Origin of the sequence: Ruoffia tabacinasalis (genome assembly GCF_042652985.1) — a bacterium.
Taxonomy (GTDB): Bacteria; Bacillota; Bacilli; order Lactobacillales; family Aerococcaceae; genus Ruoffia; species Ruoffia tabacinasalis.
The window spans coordinates 1-18199 of record NZ_JBHSHQ010000039.1 but is presented as its reverse complement, the minus strand read 5'-3'; the positions used below and the strand labels follow the sequence as shown (position 1 = coordinate 18199).

The following is an 18199-nucleotide window of genomic DNA, read 5'->3' as shown; positions in this document are numbered from 1 at the left end:
GGGTATAAATGAACAAGAATAAACTAATGAATGCTGTAGTGGTTGAAGAATTCGGAGACTATCATAATTTACAATATAAAGAAGTAGCTGAACCAGAAATTGATCGTAATCAAGTAAAAATAAAAATGGAAGCCGTTGGTGTCAATCCTAACGAATCTTATGTCTTAACTGGGAATTATAATTTATATATTCCAGAACTACCATTTACACCTGGTTTTGATGGAGCGGGAGTCATCGAAGAAATAGGCGATGATGTATCTAATTTCCAAGTTGGAGATAGAGTATTTGTTGGAACTTTCCGTAAAGTGAACCAATCTGGAACTTATGCTGAAAAGATAGTTGTGGATTCAGATATCGTGTTACCTCTACCTGATAATGCCAGTTTTGAACAAGGCGCTGCTCTAGGCATTCCTGGGTTTACTGCCTACCATATATTATTCCAAAGAGCGAATCTAAAAGCGGGCGAAACAGTATTTATCCATGGCGCAACTGGTGGTGTAGGGACGCTTGCTGTTCAGATGGCTAAATCCATTGGAGCAACTGTCATTGGAACTTCAAGCACCGAAGAAGGTTTACAAGCCATCTTAGATAATGGGGCGGACTACGCGATGAATCATTTGAATGACAACAATTTTGATCAGTTAAATGAGTATACAAATGGAGTGGGCCCAGATGTTATTATTGAATTCTTAGCTAATAAAAACTTAGAACTAGATTTACAAGCCATCAAAACAAAAGGAAGAATTGTAGTCGTAGGAGCTAGGGACACCATTGAAATCTCTCCTAGACTCATTTTAAGCCGAAATATTAATGTTCTAGGTGCTTCACTACCAAACTTAACTGAAGAGGATTACACAGAAGCGTCTGCTGGAATTATCGCCATGTTAGAACATGGTGTAATTAATCCTATTATTGGAGAGAGTGTCCCTTTAAGGGAAGTTAAAAAGGTACATGAGGATTTATTAACACGATCTGGAAACGGTAAATCAATCTTAAAACCATAATATTTTTTAAAAAAAATAAGACTCTGCTAAGTTTTTAACCTAGCAGAGTCTTTTAGTTTGAAAATTTGATTATTCGTCTTTGTCTTTGAAGCGAGCAACTGGTTCTGTAGATTCTGGTGTTTCTGTAAGAATATTTGGAGCTGCGTCTTCTTTAACTCTATTAAGTTTCTTAGCTGCAATTGTTGCTTGTACTTCTTCCATCGCTTTACTATTCAATGGATATTTAAGGATTAAGAATAGAGCAATTAATGCAACTACGAATGGAATGATAATTAATAAAGTCACACCACCTGTAAATAATGCATCAGTTAATGGTTCTGTTGCTTCTGGATACGCATCAGCAAATCCGATACCTGCTACAACAAATCCAATAAGGATTGGAGCTAATGAAGATGCGATTGAGTCAGTTAATGAGAAAATTGTTCCAATTAATCCAGAAACAAAGCGTCCAGAACGAGCTGTTTCATAATCAGTAATATCTGCTGCCATCGTTAACACAATTGACGTTGGATAAGTTGTAAATACACGCATTCCAATATAACCAACAATGAATAAAATCATTGGTAGACCACCATTAGTAAAAATCTGAGTCGTATCATTTGAAGTAAATAATACTCCAGCTAATAATGCTAATGAACCTAATAATAGTAGGACTGAAGTAGTGTAAGAAGCTTTCAGACCTTTTCTACTTGCAAATGTTGTTAATAGTGCAATGATAATTAATTTAGGAATAATTTGGTACAATGAAAGTTGACCTGATAAACCATAATTACCTAAAAGAATACCGAAGATAATAACAACGACTGCTTGATCTGTATATAATTGAGCTAATAATTTCATTGCCCCACCTGCTAAAGCAAGCGTTTGTAGTGGTGTATTACCTTTAATTACTGACCAGTAGTCTTTAATAGATTTAGTTTCAACTGTTTGCTCTCCTAAACCGAAGTATTCTTCTTTATCTTTACGAGAAATACCGATCATTGCTAAAACTGTAAGTACTGCTGAGATAACAACGACACCAGTAATAAATTCACCGTAGAATGCTAAGTTAAACTCGCCACCGTGACGAGGTGATAAGAAGTTAGATACTACGATTTGACCTAAAGCGAAAACACCAATAGAACTAAAAATTGTATCATAAACTGAGAACATTGGGCGTTGTTTTGGATCATTTGTTAAAGCTGGTTGTGCAGCTTTTGTAACTGTTTGTTGGAAAGAGTATGCAATTTTATGGAAAATCAGTGCAATTACATACATTACCATTAACATTGTACCTTCAAATTGGTGTAAATTAAATAAGAAAAAGAATGATAAAATAAGAGCGATATTACTTATTAACATGATTGGGCGGAAACGTCCCCATCTTGTTCCCACATGGTCCATGACAATACCAATCGTTGGGTCAATAATCCCGTCGAATAAACGTGCGAATCCTAATAAGTTACTAACTGTTAATGTTGCTAGACCTGCGATACCTGTTGCGTAATACGTTAAAAAACCAAAAGCGAATAAATAAAGGTTTGTTGCTGAGTTATTTAATGAGAAAAAAGCAATTTCCCACTGCTTAGCTCCATGATATTTTTCTTGTACTTCTACTTGTTGTGACATTTTATGTCCTCCATATTTTGTTTTAAAATTTTTTACATGATCAACAACACGACGTTTTTAATTAATATCCCGCCTTTCAACATCTGGATAGAATAGTATTAAAATAACTCAAGCATCAAGTTGTGTGATGAATGCGCTTTATTTGATATGATTATACACTTAAACTATAGCAAATTACAAGTCTTATTTTTATAAAAAAGCGTATACATCTCCAATAACACAGTGATGACGCTGTTTTCATTGAGTTGTTTTCATTTTAAAAGTTATTAATCAGTTCGTATTTGTCGTCTGATGACTATCTCAATATATAGAAATTTCATCAGATGAATTACTTTTTTACAATTTGTCAGCGAAAATTTCATTTTTAGTGTAAAATAAAAGTAAGGAGTGTTCTTTTTTTGTTTTTGATCACTCATTTAGCATAAATGACATTAAATGTATAGGAGGCTCATATGACAAGATTATTAAACGAAGAGCAAGTAAGGAGTTTAATTTCCGTTTCGGAGATTAATGAAGTAGTTGATAAGACGTTTGAAGGGTTTGGCTTGGGTGAGATTGTCAACCCAACTAAAGTTACCTTAGATTTAGGCGAAACAGGTAACTGGCCTCAAAATGAAGGCTTTATGAATGCCATGCCAGCTTATGTAGACTGGTTAAAAGTTGGTGGACAAAAATGGGTTGGTGGCTTTGCTGGTAAACGAAAAGAAATGAATTTACCTTATATTACAGCACTAATTACATTAATTGATCCTGAACTTGGTACATTTACTTCTGTAATGGAAGGGTCTTATATTTCAAATATGCGTACTGGTTCACAGGCAGCAGTAGCATTGAAATATCTTGGTAAAAAGGATTCTATTACAGTAGGAATGTTTGGTGCAGGTTTACAAGCTAGAACAGCCACCATTTGTATTGCTGATTTATTTGATATTGAGCGATTAGTTGTTTGGAATCATCGACGTTCTACTGCAGAACAATTTAAAGCAGATATGGAACCTTTTGTTAAAGGCGAAATTATTATTGCAGACCCGGATCATCCAGAAGAAGCAACAGATAATGAAGCATTATTTACTTTTACACCGGCACAAGAACCATTTATAACAAAAGAAATGGTTAAACCTGGAACGATCGTTTTCCCTATGGGGTCTTTTGAAGAGGTAAGTGAAGATGTAATTCTTTCAGCGGACAAAATTATCGTTGACCATGTTGACCAAGCTTTACACCGTGGTGTGTTAAAACCACTAACAAAAGCTGGTAAAGTCACTGAAGATGATATTTATTGTACCTTAGGCGAGTTAGCAGCTAATAAAGTAACACTAGAAGATTATTCTAATGAGAGAATTATTTGTATCCCTATCGGTACTGGTGCTTTAGATGTTGCAGTAGCGGAGGTTGTACGCCGTCGCGCTGTTGAACGAAATATCGGAACAGAATTTGACTTCATTTAAAATAACATTAAATAATCAAACAAAGCCAGCCCTTAAAAGGCTGGCTTTGAGTATTTTATAGGCTAAAATCTAGTTCTGGTCCTTTAGGAACAATGCCTGTTGGATTAATTGTCTTATGACTAATATAGTAATGATCTTTGATGTGTTGCATATTTACAGTTTCGGCTACACCTTCAATATTGTAGATTTCACGTGTTAAACGCCATAGATTTGGATAATCTACAATACATTTGAAGTTACATTTGAAGTGACTATAATAAACCGCATCAAATCGAACTAGGGTAGTGAATAAACGAATATCAGCTTCTGTTAACTGATCACCGACTAGATATTTACGGTTTTCTAGATGTTCTTCTAGTTCATCTAGTACTTTGAACACATTCGTAACTTCTTCTTCATAAACTTCTTGTTTAGTTGCAAATCCAGACTTATACACACCATTATTTACGTTATCGTAAACTCTATCATTCATAGCATCGATTTCGTCCATTAATGCTTCAGGTGAGTAGTCACCTGGTTTAGCACCAATGTCATCAAAAGCTGAGTTAAGCATACGTAATATTTCTGAAGATTCATTATTAACAATCTTACCCGTTTGTTTGTCCCACAATACAGGTACCGTCACGCGACCGCTATAATTATCATCTGCAGCTTTGTAAACTTCGTATAAAAAGTCAGCGTTATTAACTGAATCTTTAATGACTCCAGATCCGTCTTCAAATGTCCATCCGTTCTCTAACATTTTCGGATTCACAACGGATAGTGATATAAAATCCTCTAAACCTTTTAACGCACACATAATCAGTGTACGGTGAGCCCAAGGGCAGGCTAGTGATACATATAAATGATAACGTCCTTTTTCTGCTTTAAAACCACCATCACCTGTAGGTCCAGCGCTTCCATCTGCTGTTATCCAATTGCGAAATTGCGAATCTTTACGAACAAAGCGACCACCGGTTTTTTCAGTGTCATACCATTTATCTTGCCATTGTCCATCTACTAATAATCCCATAATCATGTCCTTTCATATTCAATCGATACTTTGATTATAACATGCTTTTTATATTTTACGTAAAATACACCTCATAAAAAATGCGTGAAATACTAGTAATTTCATCATCATTCAGTTATATTTAAATAAATACAGTTTGTACAAAAGGAGTGAGTATTTTATGATTAAAATGGCAATTGTAATATTCCGGGAGGAGTATACAGACTAAATCGTGTACGGAACCTCCCACAAGTGTTGGTAGTCACTTAAGCACTTTAATGGAGGAAAACATTGAATAAATTAAAAAATTAGGGATTAGCAAAGAAATAAATACAAAAGCAAATCAATACCCTGAATTGTTTGTAGACCGAATTTCTTCACAAACAAAAGATATACATAAAGTCATGACAGATGACAAGGAATTTACGGCAGAAGTATCTGGAAAGTTTCGATATAACATTGATAAAATATCGGATTATCCAGCTGTAGGGGATTTTGTTATGGTTGATAAGCTGAGCGATGATGAAGGGCATGCAATTATACATCATGTACTTAGTCGTAAACTGCGATAATTCGAAAAGCAGCAGGAACATCGAATGATGAACAACTGGTAGCTACAAATGTCGATATCGTATATATTTGTATGTCACTTAACAATGACTTTAATATCCGACGAATTGAAAGATACTTAAGTATTGTTTGGGATAGCGGAGCGATGCCAGTAATCGTTCTAACAAAATCAGATTTATGTGACAATTTAACTGAAAAGCTAATTGAATTGGATGAAGTAGCGATTGGTGTTGAGGTCATAGTTACCTCAACATTTGATCCTCAAAGTCTTGAATACTTAGAAAATCAACTATTGGCTGGTACAACCGCTGCCTTTATTGGTTCATCTGGAGTTGGAAAATCAACAATAATTAATTATTTTCTCGGTAAAACAATCTTGGAAACAGATGGGTTAAGAAATGATGATAAAGGACGACATACAACGACATATCGTGAATTATTTATAAGTCAAAAGGGTGGAATTGTCATTGATACACCTGGTATGCGTGAAATCGGATTTGAAAGTGCCGATATTACACGTACCTTCAATGATATAGATATTTTAGCTCAACAATGTAAATTTAATGATTGTTCGCATATAAATGAACCCAAATGTGCGGTACTTAATGCTATAGCCGAAGGAAATATGTCATTGGAAAGATACGATAGCTATTTAAAATTAAGACGAGAAGCCAAATACGCAGGATTAAGTTCAAAAGAAATCGAACGAACTAAATTAAATGAAATGTTTAGAGATTATGGTGGCATGAAAAATGCTCGTAAAATGCAAAAGCAAAAGAATAATCTATAATATAGCTATGAGTTATGAGAAAAGTCGAGTTAATTAACTCGGCTTTTTTGGTAGAAAATAGTTTAAATAGTTAATAATAATCAGTAGTAGAAGTTTAGAGACTAAACATAGAAAACAAGCAGGATAATGTCCATTAATAAATTAATTATTATAAAATGATGATAATTATTTGACTTAATTATAATTTTCCTGTATGATTCTAATCAAATGATATGAGTTAGGAGGAAATATCTTGAAATCTTTAATGAGTGCAACATTTTTTAGTTTTTATAACTATTTTTACTTTTACTTTTATTCAAGTAAGAGTGATTTATGTTGCACTCAAATAGGAGAACTTAAGATAGCATTTTCTAACTAGCTAATTGTCAGCTTAGAAAAGTATATCCAAAGACCTAGCAACTGGAATCACTACTAAAGGTGATTGCAGTCGCTAGGTCTTTTTATATATATTTTTATATTCTAAGTAGTTTTTAATGAAGGAGACTGTCAAAATGACATTGCAATGACGATAATCTATACTCAACCATCCAAGGAGGATATAAAAATGATTGTAAAATTAAACCCGCAAACAAGAGAAGATGAATTAGATAAATTAACTTTAACACTTAAACAAATGGAGCTGGATGTTACTTTATTACCACACACTAAAGGAATCACGCTAGAATTACATGGCATCGTGACCGATGACAAATTGGAGTTAATTACTCGTTTACCAAAGGTTATTAAAACTGAAAAGATTCAATCCCCTTATAAAAAAGCAAGTAAACAACTTCATCCTGACCCAAGTGTAATAGAGGTTGGGAATATTAAAATTGGTGGTGGACATTTCGCAATGATCGGTGGTCCTTGTTCAATTGAAGATAAAGATCAATTAGAAAAAACAGCTGAATATGTGAAAGAAGCTGGTGGAAATATGCTTCGGGGTGGTGCTTTTAAACCTAGAACATCCCCTTATTCTTTCCAAGGATTAGGGAAGAGCGGGTTAGATATTATGAGTAGCGTTGGGCAAAAGTTGGATATGCCCATCGTTTCAGAAGTAATGTCAATTGATCAGATTGAATTATTTAAAGATGTTGATATGTTTCAAGTAGGAGCAAGAAATATGCAAAATTTTGACTTATTAAAAGCTTTGGGAAAAACAAACAAACCAATTCTCTTAAAACGAGGCATGTCAGCAACAATACAAGAATGGTTAATGAGTGCGGAATACATTATGTCTGAAGGTAATGAGAACGTAATCCTTTGTGAGCGTGGTATTCGAACATTTGAAACTACAACACGAAATACTCAAGATCTCTCGGCCATTGCGATAGTCAAAGAATTAAGTCATCTCCCTATTGTAATTGATCCAAGTCATGCGGCTGGACGTCGTGACATTATCGAATCTTTATCTTTAGCTGCAATAGCAGCGGGTGCAGATGGTTTAATTATTGAAACCCATCCTGATCCCGATCACGCTGAATCGGACGGTGCACAATCTTTATATCCAGAACAATTCAAACAATTAACTGAGAAAGTTTGGAAATTACATGCATTCATGAAGAGATTAGAAAAGAATCGTGCAGACCAGGAGATAATATGATGGAGAGAATTACAGTTCAAGTCAATAAACCTTACGATATTGTAATAGGGAAAAATTTAATCGATAATGCTGTAAAATATCTGAGTCAATTTATTCAAAAACGAAAAGTTTTAATTATCACTGAAGATAACGTAAACAAACATGGTTATTTAGATAAACTTAAATATTCATTAGAAAATCATTGTGAAAATATTGAATTTCTTTCTCTACCACCTGGTGAAGCTCAAAAGAATTTGAAAAATGTCGAGCTAATCATTCGATACTTGGCAGATGCCCATTTTACTCGAGATGATGTACTTATCGCCTTAGGTGGGGGCGTAATTGGGGATTTAGTAGGCTTTACGGCAAGTATTTATCTACGAGGAATCGCTTATATACAAGTTCCAACAACGTTTCTTGCCGCGATTGACTCATCTGTAGGTGGAAAAACCGCCGTCGATATCACGCAAGGCAAGAATTTAGTCGGAGCTTTCCATCATCCTGTCTGTGTTCTGTGTGATACGAGTACATTTCAGTCTTTACCGACAGACATATTCGAAGATGGTTGTAGTGAATTAATCAAATACGCAATGATTATGAATCCAAAATTACTAAAAGAATTAATAGAGAGAGAACAGCCATTAAATAAAGAATCTTCAGATTTACCTGAAATTATTTACGAATGCGTCAAAATGAAAAGAGATATCGTATTAAAAGATGAATTTGATCAAGGCTTACGTCAATTACTCAATTTTGGTCATACTTTAGGCCATGCTCTAGAGCAAAGAAGCCAGTATCGAATAAGTCACGGTCGAGGTGTTGCTATGGGTATGGCTGTTTTTACAAAAATGGCAGTTACTCAACAACTTATACATAAGGATATCTATACTAGCCTTATACAATTATTGAGTGAATATCATCTATTAAGCGAAAAACCATCATATACATCTGACCAACTGATAAATATAATGTTAAACGATAAAAAAAGACGGACGCATCAAATGACAACTGTCTTACCCAATGAATTTGGGCAGTGTCGTTTACATGTAATCGATTTGAACACTTTTCAACAAAATTTTGAAAAGGAGTGGGAGCAATATGAAGTACATCAGAGATATTAGTGCAACCACTGGTTTTGCTACAGTGATTGGATCGCCACTTAGTCATTCCAAATCACCTTTAATTTATAATACTAGTTTTGAATTGGATAAATTAAATTTAGTCTACCTAGCCTTCGAAACATCGGAAGATGAGACAATTGATCGCATTCAAGCCTTAAAAAGTTTGAATGCGATAGGTATTAATGTAACGATGCCTGGAAAATTCCAAGCACTACAGTGTGTTGATGAATTAGATCAAGCAGCCCAATATGTTCAAGCCATTAATATGTTGATACCCAATAATGGAAGATGGATAGGCTTTAATACAGATGGCAAAGGGTTTTGGAATGCCGTTCAACAACAAGATGTTCTTTTGAAGAATCAAACTGTTACAATCTTTGGTTCTGGAAATACAACACGAATCATCTTGGCTCAGGCGGCATTAGAAGGCATTAAACATATCAATATTATTGCCAGAAATATTGACCGCCCATTAGCTATAAAAAATATCATTACTAGTTTAAAGGAAGACTTTCCGAACATCATTATTAATCTGATCGATTCGGCTGTTTCAAGTGAAGTAAAAATAGCCGTAACAAATGCTGATATATTAGTACAAACGACTTCAGTCGGAATGTCTCCTAATACAATGCAAACAGTATTAGAAAATGAAACTTGGTTAAATCCCAACACAGTCGTCTGCGATATTGTTTATGAACCCTTAATGACTCAATTTATCCAACAAGCACAACGCCGAGGCTGTAAGGTAATTACAGGTATTGATATGCTAGTTCATCAAGCAGCATTAAATTACACTTTGATGACAGGTTATCAAATGAATATCGAAACCATACAGAATTTAATTAAACGTCATTCATAAAATAAAAGAAAGTTGGTAATGTACATGCTAAGATTTATTACTGCTGGAGAGTCACACGGGCCAAGTTTAACAACAATTATTGAAGGTCTACCTGCAGGTTTACCCATCAATGTTGAGAAAATTAATCATGAATTAGCGAAACGTCAAGAGGGTTACGGTCGAGGAAATCGAATGAAGATAGAAAGAGATACAGTAGAAATTACATCTGGAGTACGATATGGAAAGACATTAGGGTCACCCTTAACACTAATCGTAGCGAATCGTGATAATAAAAACTGGAAAAGTGTAATGAGTATCGAACCGAATGATGACCCGAAAAGTCGACAAAGACGTGCAGTTCAACGACCTCGTCCCGGACATGCCGATCTTGTAGGAGGTATAAAATACCATCATGAAGATTTAAGAAATGTCCTCGAACGTTCATCTGCAAGAGAAACTGCAATGCGGGTTGCTATCGGATCTGTTACAAAGCAATTATTAAACGAATTAGACATAGATATTGTTGCTTATGTTTGTGAATTAGGGGGTATTCAAGGTCAAGCTGATATTTCAAAATTATCTCTTACTGATATTCGAAAACTTGCTGATAAATCCCCTGTAAAGATGGTTGATTCAAGTCAAGAAGAGGCCGTTATTCAAAAGATAGATCAAACAAAACGAGATGGTAACACTTTAGGTGGCGTTGTAGAAGTGATTGCAGAAGGTTTGCCAATTGGTTTAGGTAGTTATACACAATTTGATAAAAAGCTAGATGGCAGACTGGCACAAGCTATGATGAGTATTAATGCATTTAAAGGTGTAGAAATAGGAGATGGATTTGAAATAGCAAGACGATTCGGTAGTGAAGTGATGGATGAGATTGCTTATACACCAGAGAGAGGCTTCTACAGATTGAGTAATCATTTAGGTGGCTTAGAAGGCGGAATGACAAATGGTATGCCTGTCGTAATACGTGGTGTGAAAAAACCTATTCCTACATTATATAAACCCCTTCAAAGTGTGGATATCTATACAAAGGAAAATTACGAAGCGAATATTGAAAGAAGTGATACGACTGCTGTTCCAGCAGCAAGCGTCGTAGCTCAAGCGGTAATTGCAACTGAATTAACACAAGCAATCTTAGAAAAATTTCCTCACGATAGTTTCATAGAACTTAAAGAAGCAGTGAATTCTTACAGAGAATACAGTAAAAATCCAGAAATGTGGCAAAACGGAGTGGGCAATCATGGCTAAAAGATTAAAAGGTTCATTAAAAAATATTCAGTTTCAATTGTCCGTTCCTGGAGATAAATCCATCTCACACCGAGCAATAATCATGGGCTCCATTGCTGAAGGTATGACAAAAGTTACTGGTTTTTTAAGATCAGAGGATTGTTTAAATACACTTCAAATAATGCGACAACTTGGCGTGGAAATTGATGATGATGGAGACACAGTGATTATTCATGGAAAAGGAATTAAACAATTACAAGAGCCGGGTAAGCCATTATATGCAGGGAATTCTGGAACTACGATGAGACTATTAAGTGGTCTATTAGCGGGTCAAAACTTTAAAAGCACGCTTATTGGTGATGAGTCCCTAAGTCAAAGACCGATGGATAGAATTATCAATCCATTAAAAAGCATGGGTGCAAATATACAAGGTTTTGCAAATACGACTTTACCTCCTTTAATTATTGAACCCGTTGAAAAATTAAAAGCCATCAAATATGAGATGCCCGTCGCAAGTGCTCAAGTTAAATCAGCAATATTATTAGCAGGACTCTTATCAGAAGGTGTGACCACTATTATAGAGAAGGAAACAACACGAAATCATACCGAAGAAATGCTTGAGCAATTTGGTGTATCTCTTAATATAAAAGGTAAGACAATCATGTTAGAGGGTGGGCAACAACTCATTGGGCAAGATATAGATGTCCCTGGTGATATATCATCGGCAGCTTACTTTATTGCCGCTGGTTTACTATTACCAAATAGTAACATCGAAATAAAAAATGTAGGGATTAACAATACTCGTTCAGGAATTTTAGATGTTGTTAAAGCTATGGGTGGAAAAGTATTTGTTAACATACTGCCGAATCATTACAGTGCAGACATCAGCATTGAAACGAGTCAATTACTCTCTACAAGTATTTCTGGATCAATCATACCGCGATTAATTGATGAAATCCCAGTTATTGCACTTTTAGCAACACAAGCTCAAGGGACGACAATAATAAAAGATGCTCACGAACTTCGTGTTAAAGAAACAGATCGAATTCAAGCAGTAGCGAAAGAATTAAGGAAAATGAATGCAAACATTGAAGAAACACATGATGGCTTAATTATTCACGGTTCAACTCCTTTAAAAGGAGCAAAAGTAAACAGTTATGGTGATCACAGAATTGGTATGATGCTACAAATAGCTGGACTTCTCATTCCTGCAAATGAAACTATTGAATTAGAGGATGCTGATTGTGTGAATATCAGCTATCCAACATTCTTTGATGAAATTGAACGTATGTCTCAAACAGAAAAAACAGACAAAAATTGAGGTGTTAACTATGATTCTAATTGGCTTTATGGGAGCAGGGAAGACAACTGTTGCCCAAACATTAAGCAAATCATTGAATATACCATGTTATGATTTAGATAAAGAAATTATCAAAAAGATACAAATGCCTTTATCTGACTATTTTGATAAGTATGGTGAAACACAATTCAGACAACTTGAGCATCAATTTTTATTAAAATACTATTCAATTCCTGGCGTCATATCTACAGGAGGCGGTTGTATTGAAAACTATGCAAACAGGGCGATACTAAAAGAGACATCAAATGTAATTTATTTAAAATCAAATTTTGAAACATTACACCACCGGATCAATAATGACAAAATGAGTTTAAGACCCATTGCAAAGAATCGAACAACTGAGGAACTAAAAGCTTTATATATGAAGCGTTTAATTTATTATGAAACTTGTGCTACTTACACGATTGATACCGATACACTAAACACACAAGAAGTTTCAGATAGAATCATTGCTATGATATAAATAAATAAAATTTGCATCTCTAATTTAAGATGAGTAAACTTAATATTATTCTAATAAGATAGGATGTTTTGTTAATTGAAAAACTTATATAAAGCACTGAAACAATTTAAAGAACAAGATTACAAAGAAAATAAGGATTTATATGAATCACTCAGTGAAATTCAGACACCCCATACATTATTTGTAGGCTGTTCTGACTCTAGAGTGAGTCCAGAACGCTTGTTGCAAGCATATCCAGGTGAGATTTTTCACATTAGAAATATTGCTAATATTGTCCCACCAGCAGGGCAGAGCGTGAAATATGCTTCCACTACATCTGCTATAGAATATGCGGTCGAAGTTTTAAATGTAAAAAATATTATTATATGTGGTCATTCAAATTGTGGTGGGTGTGCAGCAAGTATTAATCCTCCTGAAAATATTGAGGAGTTGCCATATACTAGTATTTGGATCTCACAATTAGAAAGCTTACGTCAACAAGTATCTAAAGAGTTACCAGATGAAGATATGACAGTTAAGGCTAATCGACTTGAAAAGTTAAATGTAATTCAACAATTAAGCAATCTTATGACTTATGAGAATATCAGAGATCGTGTTGAAAAAAATCAGTTAACTTTAAATGGTTGGCATTATAGTATTGGTGACGGTGTGATCTCCATATTTAATGAAGAAGAAAATGAATTCATAGAATTATAAAGAGAAGAAATCCCAGTCCGATTAAAATTAGACTGGGATTTTTCTATTTTAATGTTATTCAAAACGACCAGCTAATGGTACGGCTTCTAAAAATTCTGTATTATGAGGAGATTCTGATTCAAAAAGATCGGTTGCATCTGTACCAGCAGTGACCATATCTTGATGCTCACCATCTGCCCATGCACCAAAGTTTGTAACATCGTATACCGTACCATTTACAGCAATATAGGCTGGATTTCCATCTTTACCATCAAAATTAGCTAATTCATCCTCAGAAAAGACATAATCCACATGTTTTCCAACAATTTTTAAAGTACTTAATAGGTCATCTTCATGTGGAGAATCGTTTTCAAAGTTATCAGTTGCATCAGATCCAGCGCTAATACCGTTATGTTCACCATTTGGCCAAGCTTCTTCGTCAGTAACATCATAAACGATTCCACGAACTGCAACTAAATTTGGTAGTTCTTCGTTTTCATTATTAAATTCAGCTAATAAATCATCTGATACTTCCCAGTCATTATAAACTCCAACTTGTTCTAATCCTTCTAAAGTGTCGATAGCATGAGGTGATTCAATGAAAAAACTCGAAGCATCAGTACCGGCTTGAGCGCCATTATGTTCACCATTTTCCCATTCATCAATGTCAGTAACGTCATATACATATCCAAATACAGCAACATAAGCTGGATTTCCATCCTGACCATTGGCTTCATTTAAATCTGCTTTACTAATTAATGGCAAACCATCCATTTGTGTATCTGTTTCAGATTCAGAGTTATCAACTTGTTCTGAACTGGCTTCAGAGGTGTTTTCAGCTATAAACCATACGTATGTCTGCGCCAAATAACACGCTAGCGGCTAATGAAACAGTTAATAATTTTTTTTATGATTTCTTCATATCAAATTTCTCCTTTATAAAATATAAAAGTAACGAAGTGATTATAGTAATGATAAAATAACTGAAGTTATAATACAATTCATATGCCACGATATTAACCAATAGATTTAGTACTATAGAAATCTTCGTTAAATAAGTTCGATAATATATATTATGTAAACTCGAATGAGAAAATGTATTGTTCCACAATATCCATGTTTTATCTCGCCAACCCTACTTCTTTTTCACCGCATAAATTTAAATATCGATTCTGAGGTTAATTCAGATTATTATGCTTAGACTTATGCGTAAAGATACTCAGAGACTGAATTCTATTTTAAGTAATATGATAATAATCAATTCTGATGTTTCTATTTTCTTTTAAAATTCAAATTGATCTCTTACATCTCATTAAGTTCCTCGATCTATCCTATGACTCAAACTTCTATCTTTTTTAAGTTTTCAATTTTCCTAATCGCATAACAGCATCACTTTATACTTGTTTAATCACTTATGATATTGCCAGCAATATTTTCTTTATTACTTGATGAAACTATTGTAATATTGCTTTATATAGTTTGAAATGACTGTCTTATTAGCTCTTATATTTCTTAGTCTAAACCATGCAATTACAGGCTTCTCATTGCATGTATATTTAGGATCAAGTCAAATTGCTAATATTCAACTTATTTAAATTAAAATTTTATGAAAACGAAGGAGAATCGTCAAATGGATATTGTCATTATAGGTGGAGGAAAAGTTGGTGAAATTCTTTGCCAAGAACTAGCATTGGAGAATAATAATATCGTTCTCATCGAAACCATTCCAGAAAGATTGAATCGCATTATTAATAAAACCGACATAACAGGTTTAGTTGGTGACGGCGCGGATTATGATAATTTAGTCGAAGCTGGTGTTGAACAGTGTGATATGTTTATTGCTGTGACACCTGAGGATGAAACGAATATCATAAGTTCAATTATTGCTAAGCAATTAGGTGCTAAGTACACCATTGCTCGTGTAAGAAATCCTAAATATACAAATCATATTGAATTTGTTCGTGAGAGCCTAGGTATTGACTTAGTTATCAATCCAGAGATGGTTGCTGCTCGTTACATTACCAAAAGTATTGAGTTCCCTCATTCACTCAGTATTGAACAATTCGGTAAAGGCCGTGTGAATCTAGTTGAACTAGAAATTAAAGCTGGCAGCCCGTTGGCCGATCAGTCTTTAAATCAATTTAGAAATGAATATGGTGAAGTATTAATTTGCGCCCTAACCCATGATAAACAAACGATTATACCTAGTGGACAATCTGTCTTGAGAGTTGGGGATCGTGTTTATGTGACAGGATCTCGAGAAGATTTAGCAAACTTTTATTCCAAAGCTGGTTATCGTGAAGAAAAAATTAAATCGGTTTTAATTATTGGTGGAGGCCGTTTGACCTATTACACTCTTCATCTACTGAGTAAGATGGATATTGATTTAAAAGTGATTGAATTAAATGAAGAAAGAGCTTTAGACCTCAGTCACCGATTCCCACAAGTCGTTGTGATTAAAGGCGACGGAATGGAACAGGAATTGTTATTAGAAGAACGTATCGAGAATTTTGATGCGGTCTTAAGTTTGACGGGTATCGACGAGGAAAATATTATTAATTCGATGTACGCCCTATCTTTAGGTATTAAGAAAGTCATGACAAAAGTGAGTCGAACTGGCTTATTAAAAATATTGAGTGACTCGGACTTGCAAGCCATCGTGACCCCAAAACGATTAATAACAAACAAGATTTTACGATACGTTCGCTCTTTAAGAAATGCAACGGCATCAAATGTAGAGGCTTTAATTAGAATTGCTGATGACCAAGTTGAGACTTTACAATTCCTTGTAAAAGAAAGCAGTCGTGTGGTGAATATTAAGCTTAAAGATCTAAATACAAAAGACAATGTCTTAATTGCCTACATAATACGAGGCTCGCAATTAATATATCCTACAGGTGACGATGTTATCTTAGCTGATGATCATGTGCTTATTGTAACTAAGCATAAGGCATTTAGCGATATTGATGATATCTTGAAGTAAGGAGGCCATAATGAATAAACAATTTATCCGCTATACCCTCGGAAATATTTTAATGATTCTTGCTGGTCTGATGTTATTACCCTTAATAGTCAGTGTGATCTATCAAGAAAGTTGGGTAAATATTGCTAGTTTTCTTGGTACTTCTCTAGGGACTTTTATTATTGGTTTTGCCCTATTACGGACGAAATTGCATCGTCGTACTTTCTATGCGAGTGAAGGTTTTGCGATAGTATCACTATCTTGGATTTCTATTTCTTTTTTTAGTGCCATTCCTTTTGTTCTAAGCCAACAGATTCCATCGTTCGTCGATGCCTTTTTTGAAATGGCGAGTGGATTTACAACGACAGGTGCAAGTATTTTAATTGATGTGGAAGCTTTATCACATTCAATGTTGTTTTGGCGTAGTTTCACCCACTTTGTTGGTGGGATGGGAGTTTTAGTCTTCGCCTTGGCGATTTTACCTAAAGCTGAGTCGTCATCAGTACATATCATGAAAGCTGAAATGACTGGACCTACCTTTGGTAAACTTGTTTCGAGGTTGTCTTCAACCGCTCGAATTTTGTATATTATTTATTTCACTTTTATGATGATTACCCTAATATGCTTGTATCTTGCCGGTGTGCCCTTCTTCGAAGCGATGTTACTAGCTTTTGGGACAGCAGGAACGGGTGGTTTCGGTGTTTTGAATGGGAGTATCGCACCTTATGACAGTTTTACAGTTGAGATGATTTTAAGTATCGGTATGATTGTATTCAGTATCAATTTCAATTTGTTCTATTTAGTCTTCATACATCACGCGAAGCGAGTACTAAAAAGTGAAGAACTTCGTTGGTTTCTAGCAATTATCGCCGTAGGTGTGCTTTTAATCGCCATGAATTTGATCTCAACCTCTTATGGTGTTGTCAATGCATTTCGGGATAGTTTCTTTACAGTAGCTTCTATCATTTCAACAACGGGTTATTCAACTGCTCTATTTGATCATTGGCCTTTATTCTCGCAATTGATACTCATTCTATTGATGTTTGTCGGAGGAATGGCTGGATCGACCGCGGGTGGTTTAAAAGTTTCACGCGTTTTATTATTAGTTAAAATTGCTTGGGCTGAAATTAAACAAACGATTCGTCCTAATCGAGTCGTTGCCATCCAATATGAAGGTCGTCGTATAGATTCTAAATTGGCTAATACTGTTCTAAGTTACTTGGTGGTCTATATTCTGATTTTCATTGTGGCAGTGCTGGTAGTTAGTTTAGAAACTCCAAATCTACTATCCTCTTTTAGTGCGGTAGCCGCAACATTTAATAATATTGGACCTGGTTTAGGCATTGTCGGACCCTCTCAAAACTTTGCACATTTTAGTCCTTTTATCAAAATAATATTATCATTCATCATGATCATGGGACGTTTAGAAATATTCCCAATGTTAATTCTATTTTCTCCTAATACATGGCTAAAACGCTATTAGCAAGCAGTATAATTTAGTATAAGATGAATTGTAAAATTAAGTGCGACAAATAAAGAAACCCATAACAGGTTCGTGTAAAATGTTAGTAACGA

The 18199-nt window shown here is 34.8% G+C and carries 16 protein-coding genes; 13 read left to right on the top strand and 3 right to left on the bottom strand.

Annotated features, from left to right (window positions below; translation table 11 throughout):
- Positions 1-8 precede the first annotated feature (8 nt).
- Positions 9-1004: an NADPH:quinone reductase gene (locus tag ACFO5Y_RS06690; protein WP_197104978.1), complete on the top strand. Its 996-nt coding sequence runs from the start codon at positions 9-11 to the stop codon at positions 1002-1004.
- 69 nt (positions 1005-1073) lie between these two features.
- On the opposite strand, the gene ACFO5Y_RS06685 is transcribed toward ACFO5Y_RS06690, so the two are convergent.
- Positions 1074-2612, bottom strand: coding sequence for an MFS transporter (locus ACFO5Y_RS06685; protein ID WP_197104977.1), 1539 nt, complete (start codon positions 2610-2612; stop codon positions 1074-1076).
- A gap of 452 nt (positions 2613-3064) precedes the next feature.
- Between ACFO5Y_RS06685 and ACFO5Y_RS06680 the strand changes: the two genes are divergently transcribed.
- Complete coding sequence (locus ACFO5Y_RS06680) at positions 3065-4060, top strand: ornithine cyclodeaminase family protein (RefSeq protein WP_197104976.1); 996 nt, start codon at positions 3065-3067, stop codon at positions 4058-4060.
- Between the two features lie 55 nt (positions 4061-4115).
- On the opposite strand, the gene ACFO5Y_RS06675 is transcribed toward ACFO5Y_RS06680, so the two are convergent.
- The gene (locus ACFO5Y_RS06675; protein WP_197104975.1) at positions 4116-5072 is read right to left on the bottom strand and encodes a glutathione S-transferase family protein; all 957 of its coding nucleotides are present in this window, start codon (positions 5070-5072) and stop codon (positions 4116-4118) included.
- 383 nt (positions 5073-5455) lie between these two features.
- On the opposite strand from ACFO5Y_RS06675, the gene ACFO5Y_RS06670 reads away from it, so the two are divergent.
- The 9 genes from ACFO5Y_RS06670 to ACFO5Y_RS06630 all read left to right on the top strand — a co-directional run bounded on the left by ACFO5Y_RS06670 (position 5456) and on the right by ACFO5Y_RS06630 (position 13683).
- Positions 5456-5623: a S1 domain-containing protein gene (locus ACFO5Y_RS06670; RefSeq protein WP_197104974.1), complete on the top strand. Its 168-nt coding sequence runs from the start codon at positions 5456-5458 to the stop codon at positions 5621-5623.
- Positions 5620-6411 carry a ribosome small subunit-dependent GTPase A gene (gene rsgA, locus ACFO5Y_RS06665; RefSeq protein WP_331459532.1) on the top strand — a complete coding sequence of 264 codons (792 nt, stop codon included), beginning with the start codon at positions 5620-5622 and terminating at the stop codon, positions 6409-6411. Before ACFO5Y_RS06670 ends, rsgA begins: the two co-directional genes overlap by 4 nt.
- A 544-nt stretch (positions 6412-6955) precedes the next feature.
- A complete protein-coding gene (gene aroF, locus ACFO5Y_RS06660) occupies positions 6956-7993 on the top strand; it encodes a 3-deoxy-7-phosphoheptulonate synthase (protein ID WP_197104972.1) in 1038 nt (345 codons plus the stop codon).
- Positions 7993-9093 carry a 3-dehydroquinate synthase gene (gene aroB, locus ACFO5Y_RS06655; protein WP_197104971.1) on the top strand — a complete coding sequence of 367 codons (1101 nt, stop codon included), beginning with the start codon at positions 7993-7995 and terminating at the stop codon, positions 9091-9093. Before aroF ends, aroB begins: the two co-directional genes overlap by 1 nt.
- The gene (locus ACFO5Y_RS06650; RefSeq protein ID WP_197104970.1) at positions 9071-9952 is read left to right on the top strand and encodes a shikimate dehydrogenase family protein; all 882 of its coding nucleotides are present in this window, start codon (positions 9071-9073) and stop codon (positions 9950-9952) included. The genes aroB and ACFO5Y_RS06650 overlap by 23 nt, the downstream gene beginning before the upstream one ends.
- A gap of 24 nt (positions 9953-9976) precedes the next feature.
- Positions 9977-11185, top strand: a complete 1209-nt coding sequence (gene aroC / locus ACFO5Y_RS06645; RefSeq protein ID WP_197104969.1) for a chorismate synthase — start codon at positions 9977-9979, stop codon at positions 11183-11185.
- Complete coding sequence (gene aroA, locus ACFO5Y_RS06640; protein ID WP_197104968.1) at positions 11178-12485, top strand: 3-phosphoshikimate 1-carboxyvinyltransferase; 1308 nt, start codon at positions 11178-11180, stop codon at positions 12483-12485. The genes aroC and aroA overlap by 8 nt, the downstream gene beginning before the upstream one ends.
- 10 nt (positions 12486-12495) lie before the next feature.
- Entirely contained in the window at positions 12496-12987 is a 492-nt protein-coding gene (locus ACFO5Y_RS06635; RefSeq protein WP_197104967.1) for a shikimate kinase, read from the top strand.
- A gap of 75 nt (positions 12988-13062) precedes the next feature.
- Positions 13063-13683, top strand: a complete 621-nt coding sequence (locus ACFO5Y_RS06630; protein ID WP_197104966.1) for a carbonic anhydrase — start codon at positions 13063-13065, stop codon at positions 13681-13683.
- 54 nt (positions 13684-13737) lie between these two features.
- On the opposite strand, the gene ACFO5Y_RS06625 is transcribed toward ACFO5Y_RS06630, so the two are convergent.
- A complete protein-coding gene (locus tag ACFO5Y_RS06625) occupies positions 13738-14529 on the bottom strand; it encodes a cytochrome b5 domain-containing protein (protein ID WP_380706383.1) in 792 nt (263 codons plus the stop codon).
- A gap of 763 nt (positions 14530-15292) precedes the next feature.
- Between ACFO5Y_RS06625 and trkA the strand changes: the two genes are divergently transcribed.
- Together trkA and ACFO5Y_RS06615 are read left to right on the top strand one after the other, a co-directional pair.
- Positions 15293-16645 carry a Trk system potassium transporter TrkA gene (gene trkA, locus ACFO5Y_RS06620; RefSeq protein ID WP_197104965.1) on the top strand — a complete coding sequence of 451 codons (1353 nt, stop codon included), beginning with the start codon at positions 15293-15295 and terminating at the stop codon, positions 16643-16645.
- A gap of 10 nt (positions 16646-16655) precedes the next feature.
- The gene (locus ACFO5Y_RS06615) at positions 16656-18107 is read left to right on the top strand and encodes a TrkH family potassium uptake protein (protein ID WP_197104964.1); all 1452 of its coding nucleotides are present in this window, start codon (positions 16656-16658) and stop codon (positions 18105-18107) included.
- Positions 18108-18199: the final 92 nt, after the last annotated feature.

Excerpts from the sequence above, each read along its gene's own strand:
- ACFO5Y_RS06675 (WP_197104975.1), bottom strand. The coding sequence starts at position 5,072 with ATGGGATTATTAGTAGATGGACAATGGCAAGATAAATGGTATGACACT.
- aroA (WP_197104968.1), top strand. The coding sequence starts at position 11,178 with ATGGCTAAAAGATTAAAAGGTTCATTAAAAAATATTCAGTTTCAATTG.
- trkA (WP_197104965.1), top strand. The coding sequence starts at position 15,293 with ATGGATATTGTCATTATAGGTGGAGGAAAAGTTGGTGAAATTCTTTGC.
- ACFO5Y_RS06685 (WP_197104977.1), bottom strand. The coding sequence starts at position 2,612 with ATGTCACAACAAGTAGAAGTACAAGAAAAATATCATGGAGCTAAGCAG.
- ACFO5Y_RS06670 (WP_197104974.1), top strand. The coding sequence starts at position 5,456 with ATGACAGATGACAAGGAATTTACGGCAGAAGTATCTGGAAAGTTTCGA.
- ACFO5Y_RS06635 (WP_197104967.1), top strand. The coding sequence starts at position 12,496 with ATGATTCTAATTGGCTTTATGGGAGCAGGGAAGACAACTGTTGCCCAA.
- aroB (WP_197104971.1), top strand. The coding sequence starts at position 7,993 with ATGGAGAGAATTACAGTTCAAGTCAATAAACCTTACGATATTGTAATA.
- aroC (WP_197104969.1), top strand. The coding sequence starts at position 9,977 with ATGCTAAGATTTATTACTGCTGGAGAGTCACACGGGCCAAGTTTAACA.
- ACFO5Y_RS06690 (WP_197104978.1), top strand. The coding sequence starts at position 9 with ATGAACAAGAATAAACTAATGAATGCTGTAGTGGTTGAAGAATTCGGA.
- aroF (WP_197104972.1), top strand. The coding sequence starts at position 6,956 with ATGATTGTAAAATTAAACCCGCAAACAAGAGAAGATGAATTAGATAAA.
- ACFO5Y_RS06680 (WP_197104976.1), top strand. The coding sequence starts at position 3,065 with ATGACAAGATTATTAAACGAAGAGCAAGTAAGGAGTTTAATTTCCGTT.
- ACFO5Y_RS06650 (WP_197104970.1), top strand. The coding sequence starts at position 9,071 with ATGAAGTACATCAGAGATATTAGTGCAACCACTGGTTTTGCTACAGTG.
- ACFO5Y_RS06615 (WP_197104964.1), top strand. The coding sequence starts at position 16,656 with ATGAATAAACAATTTATCCGCTATACCCTCGGAAATATTTTAATGATT.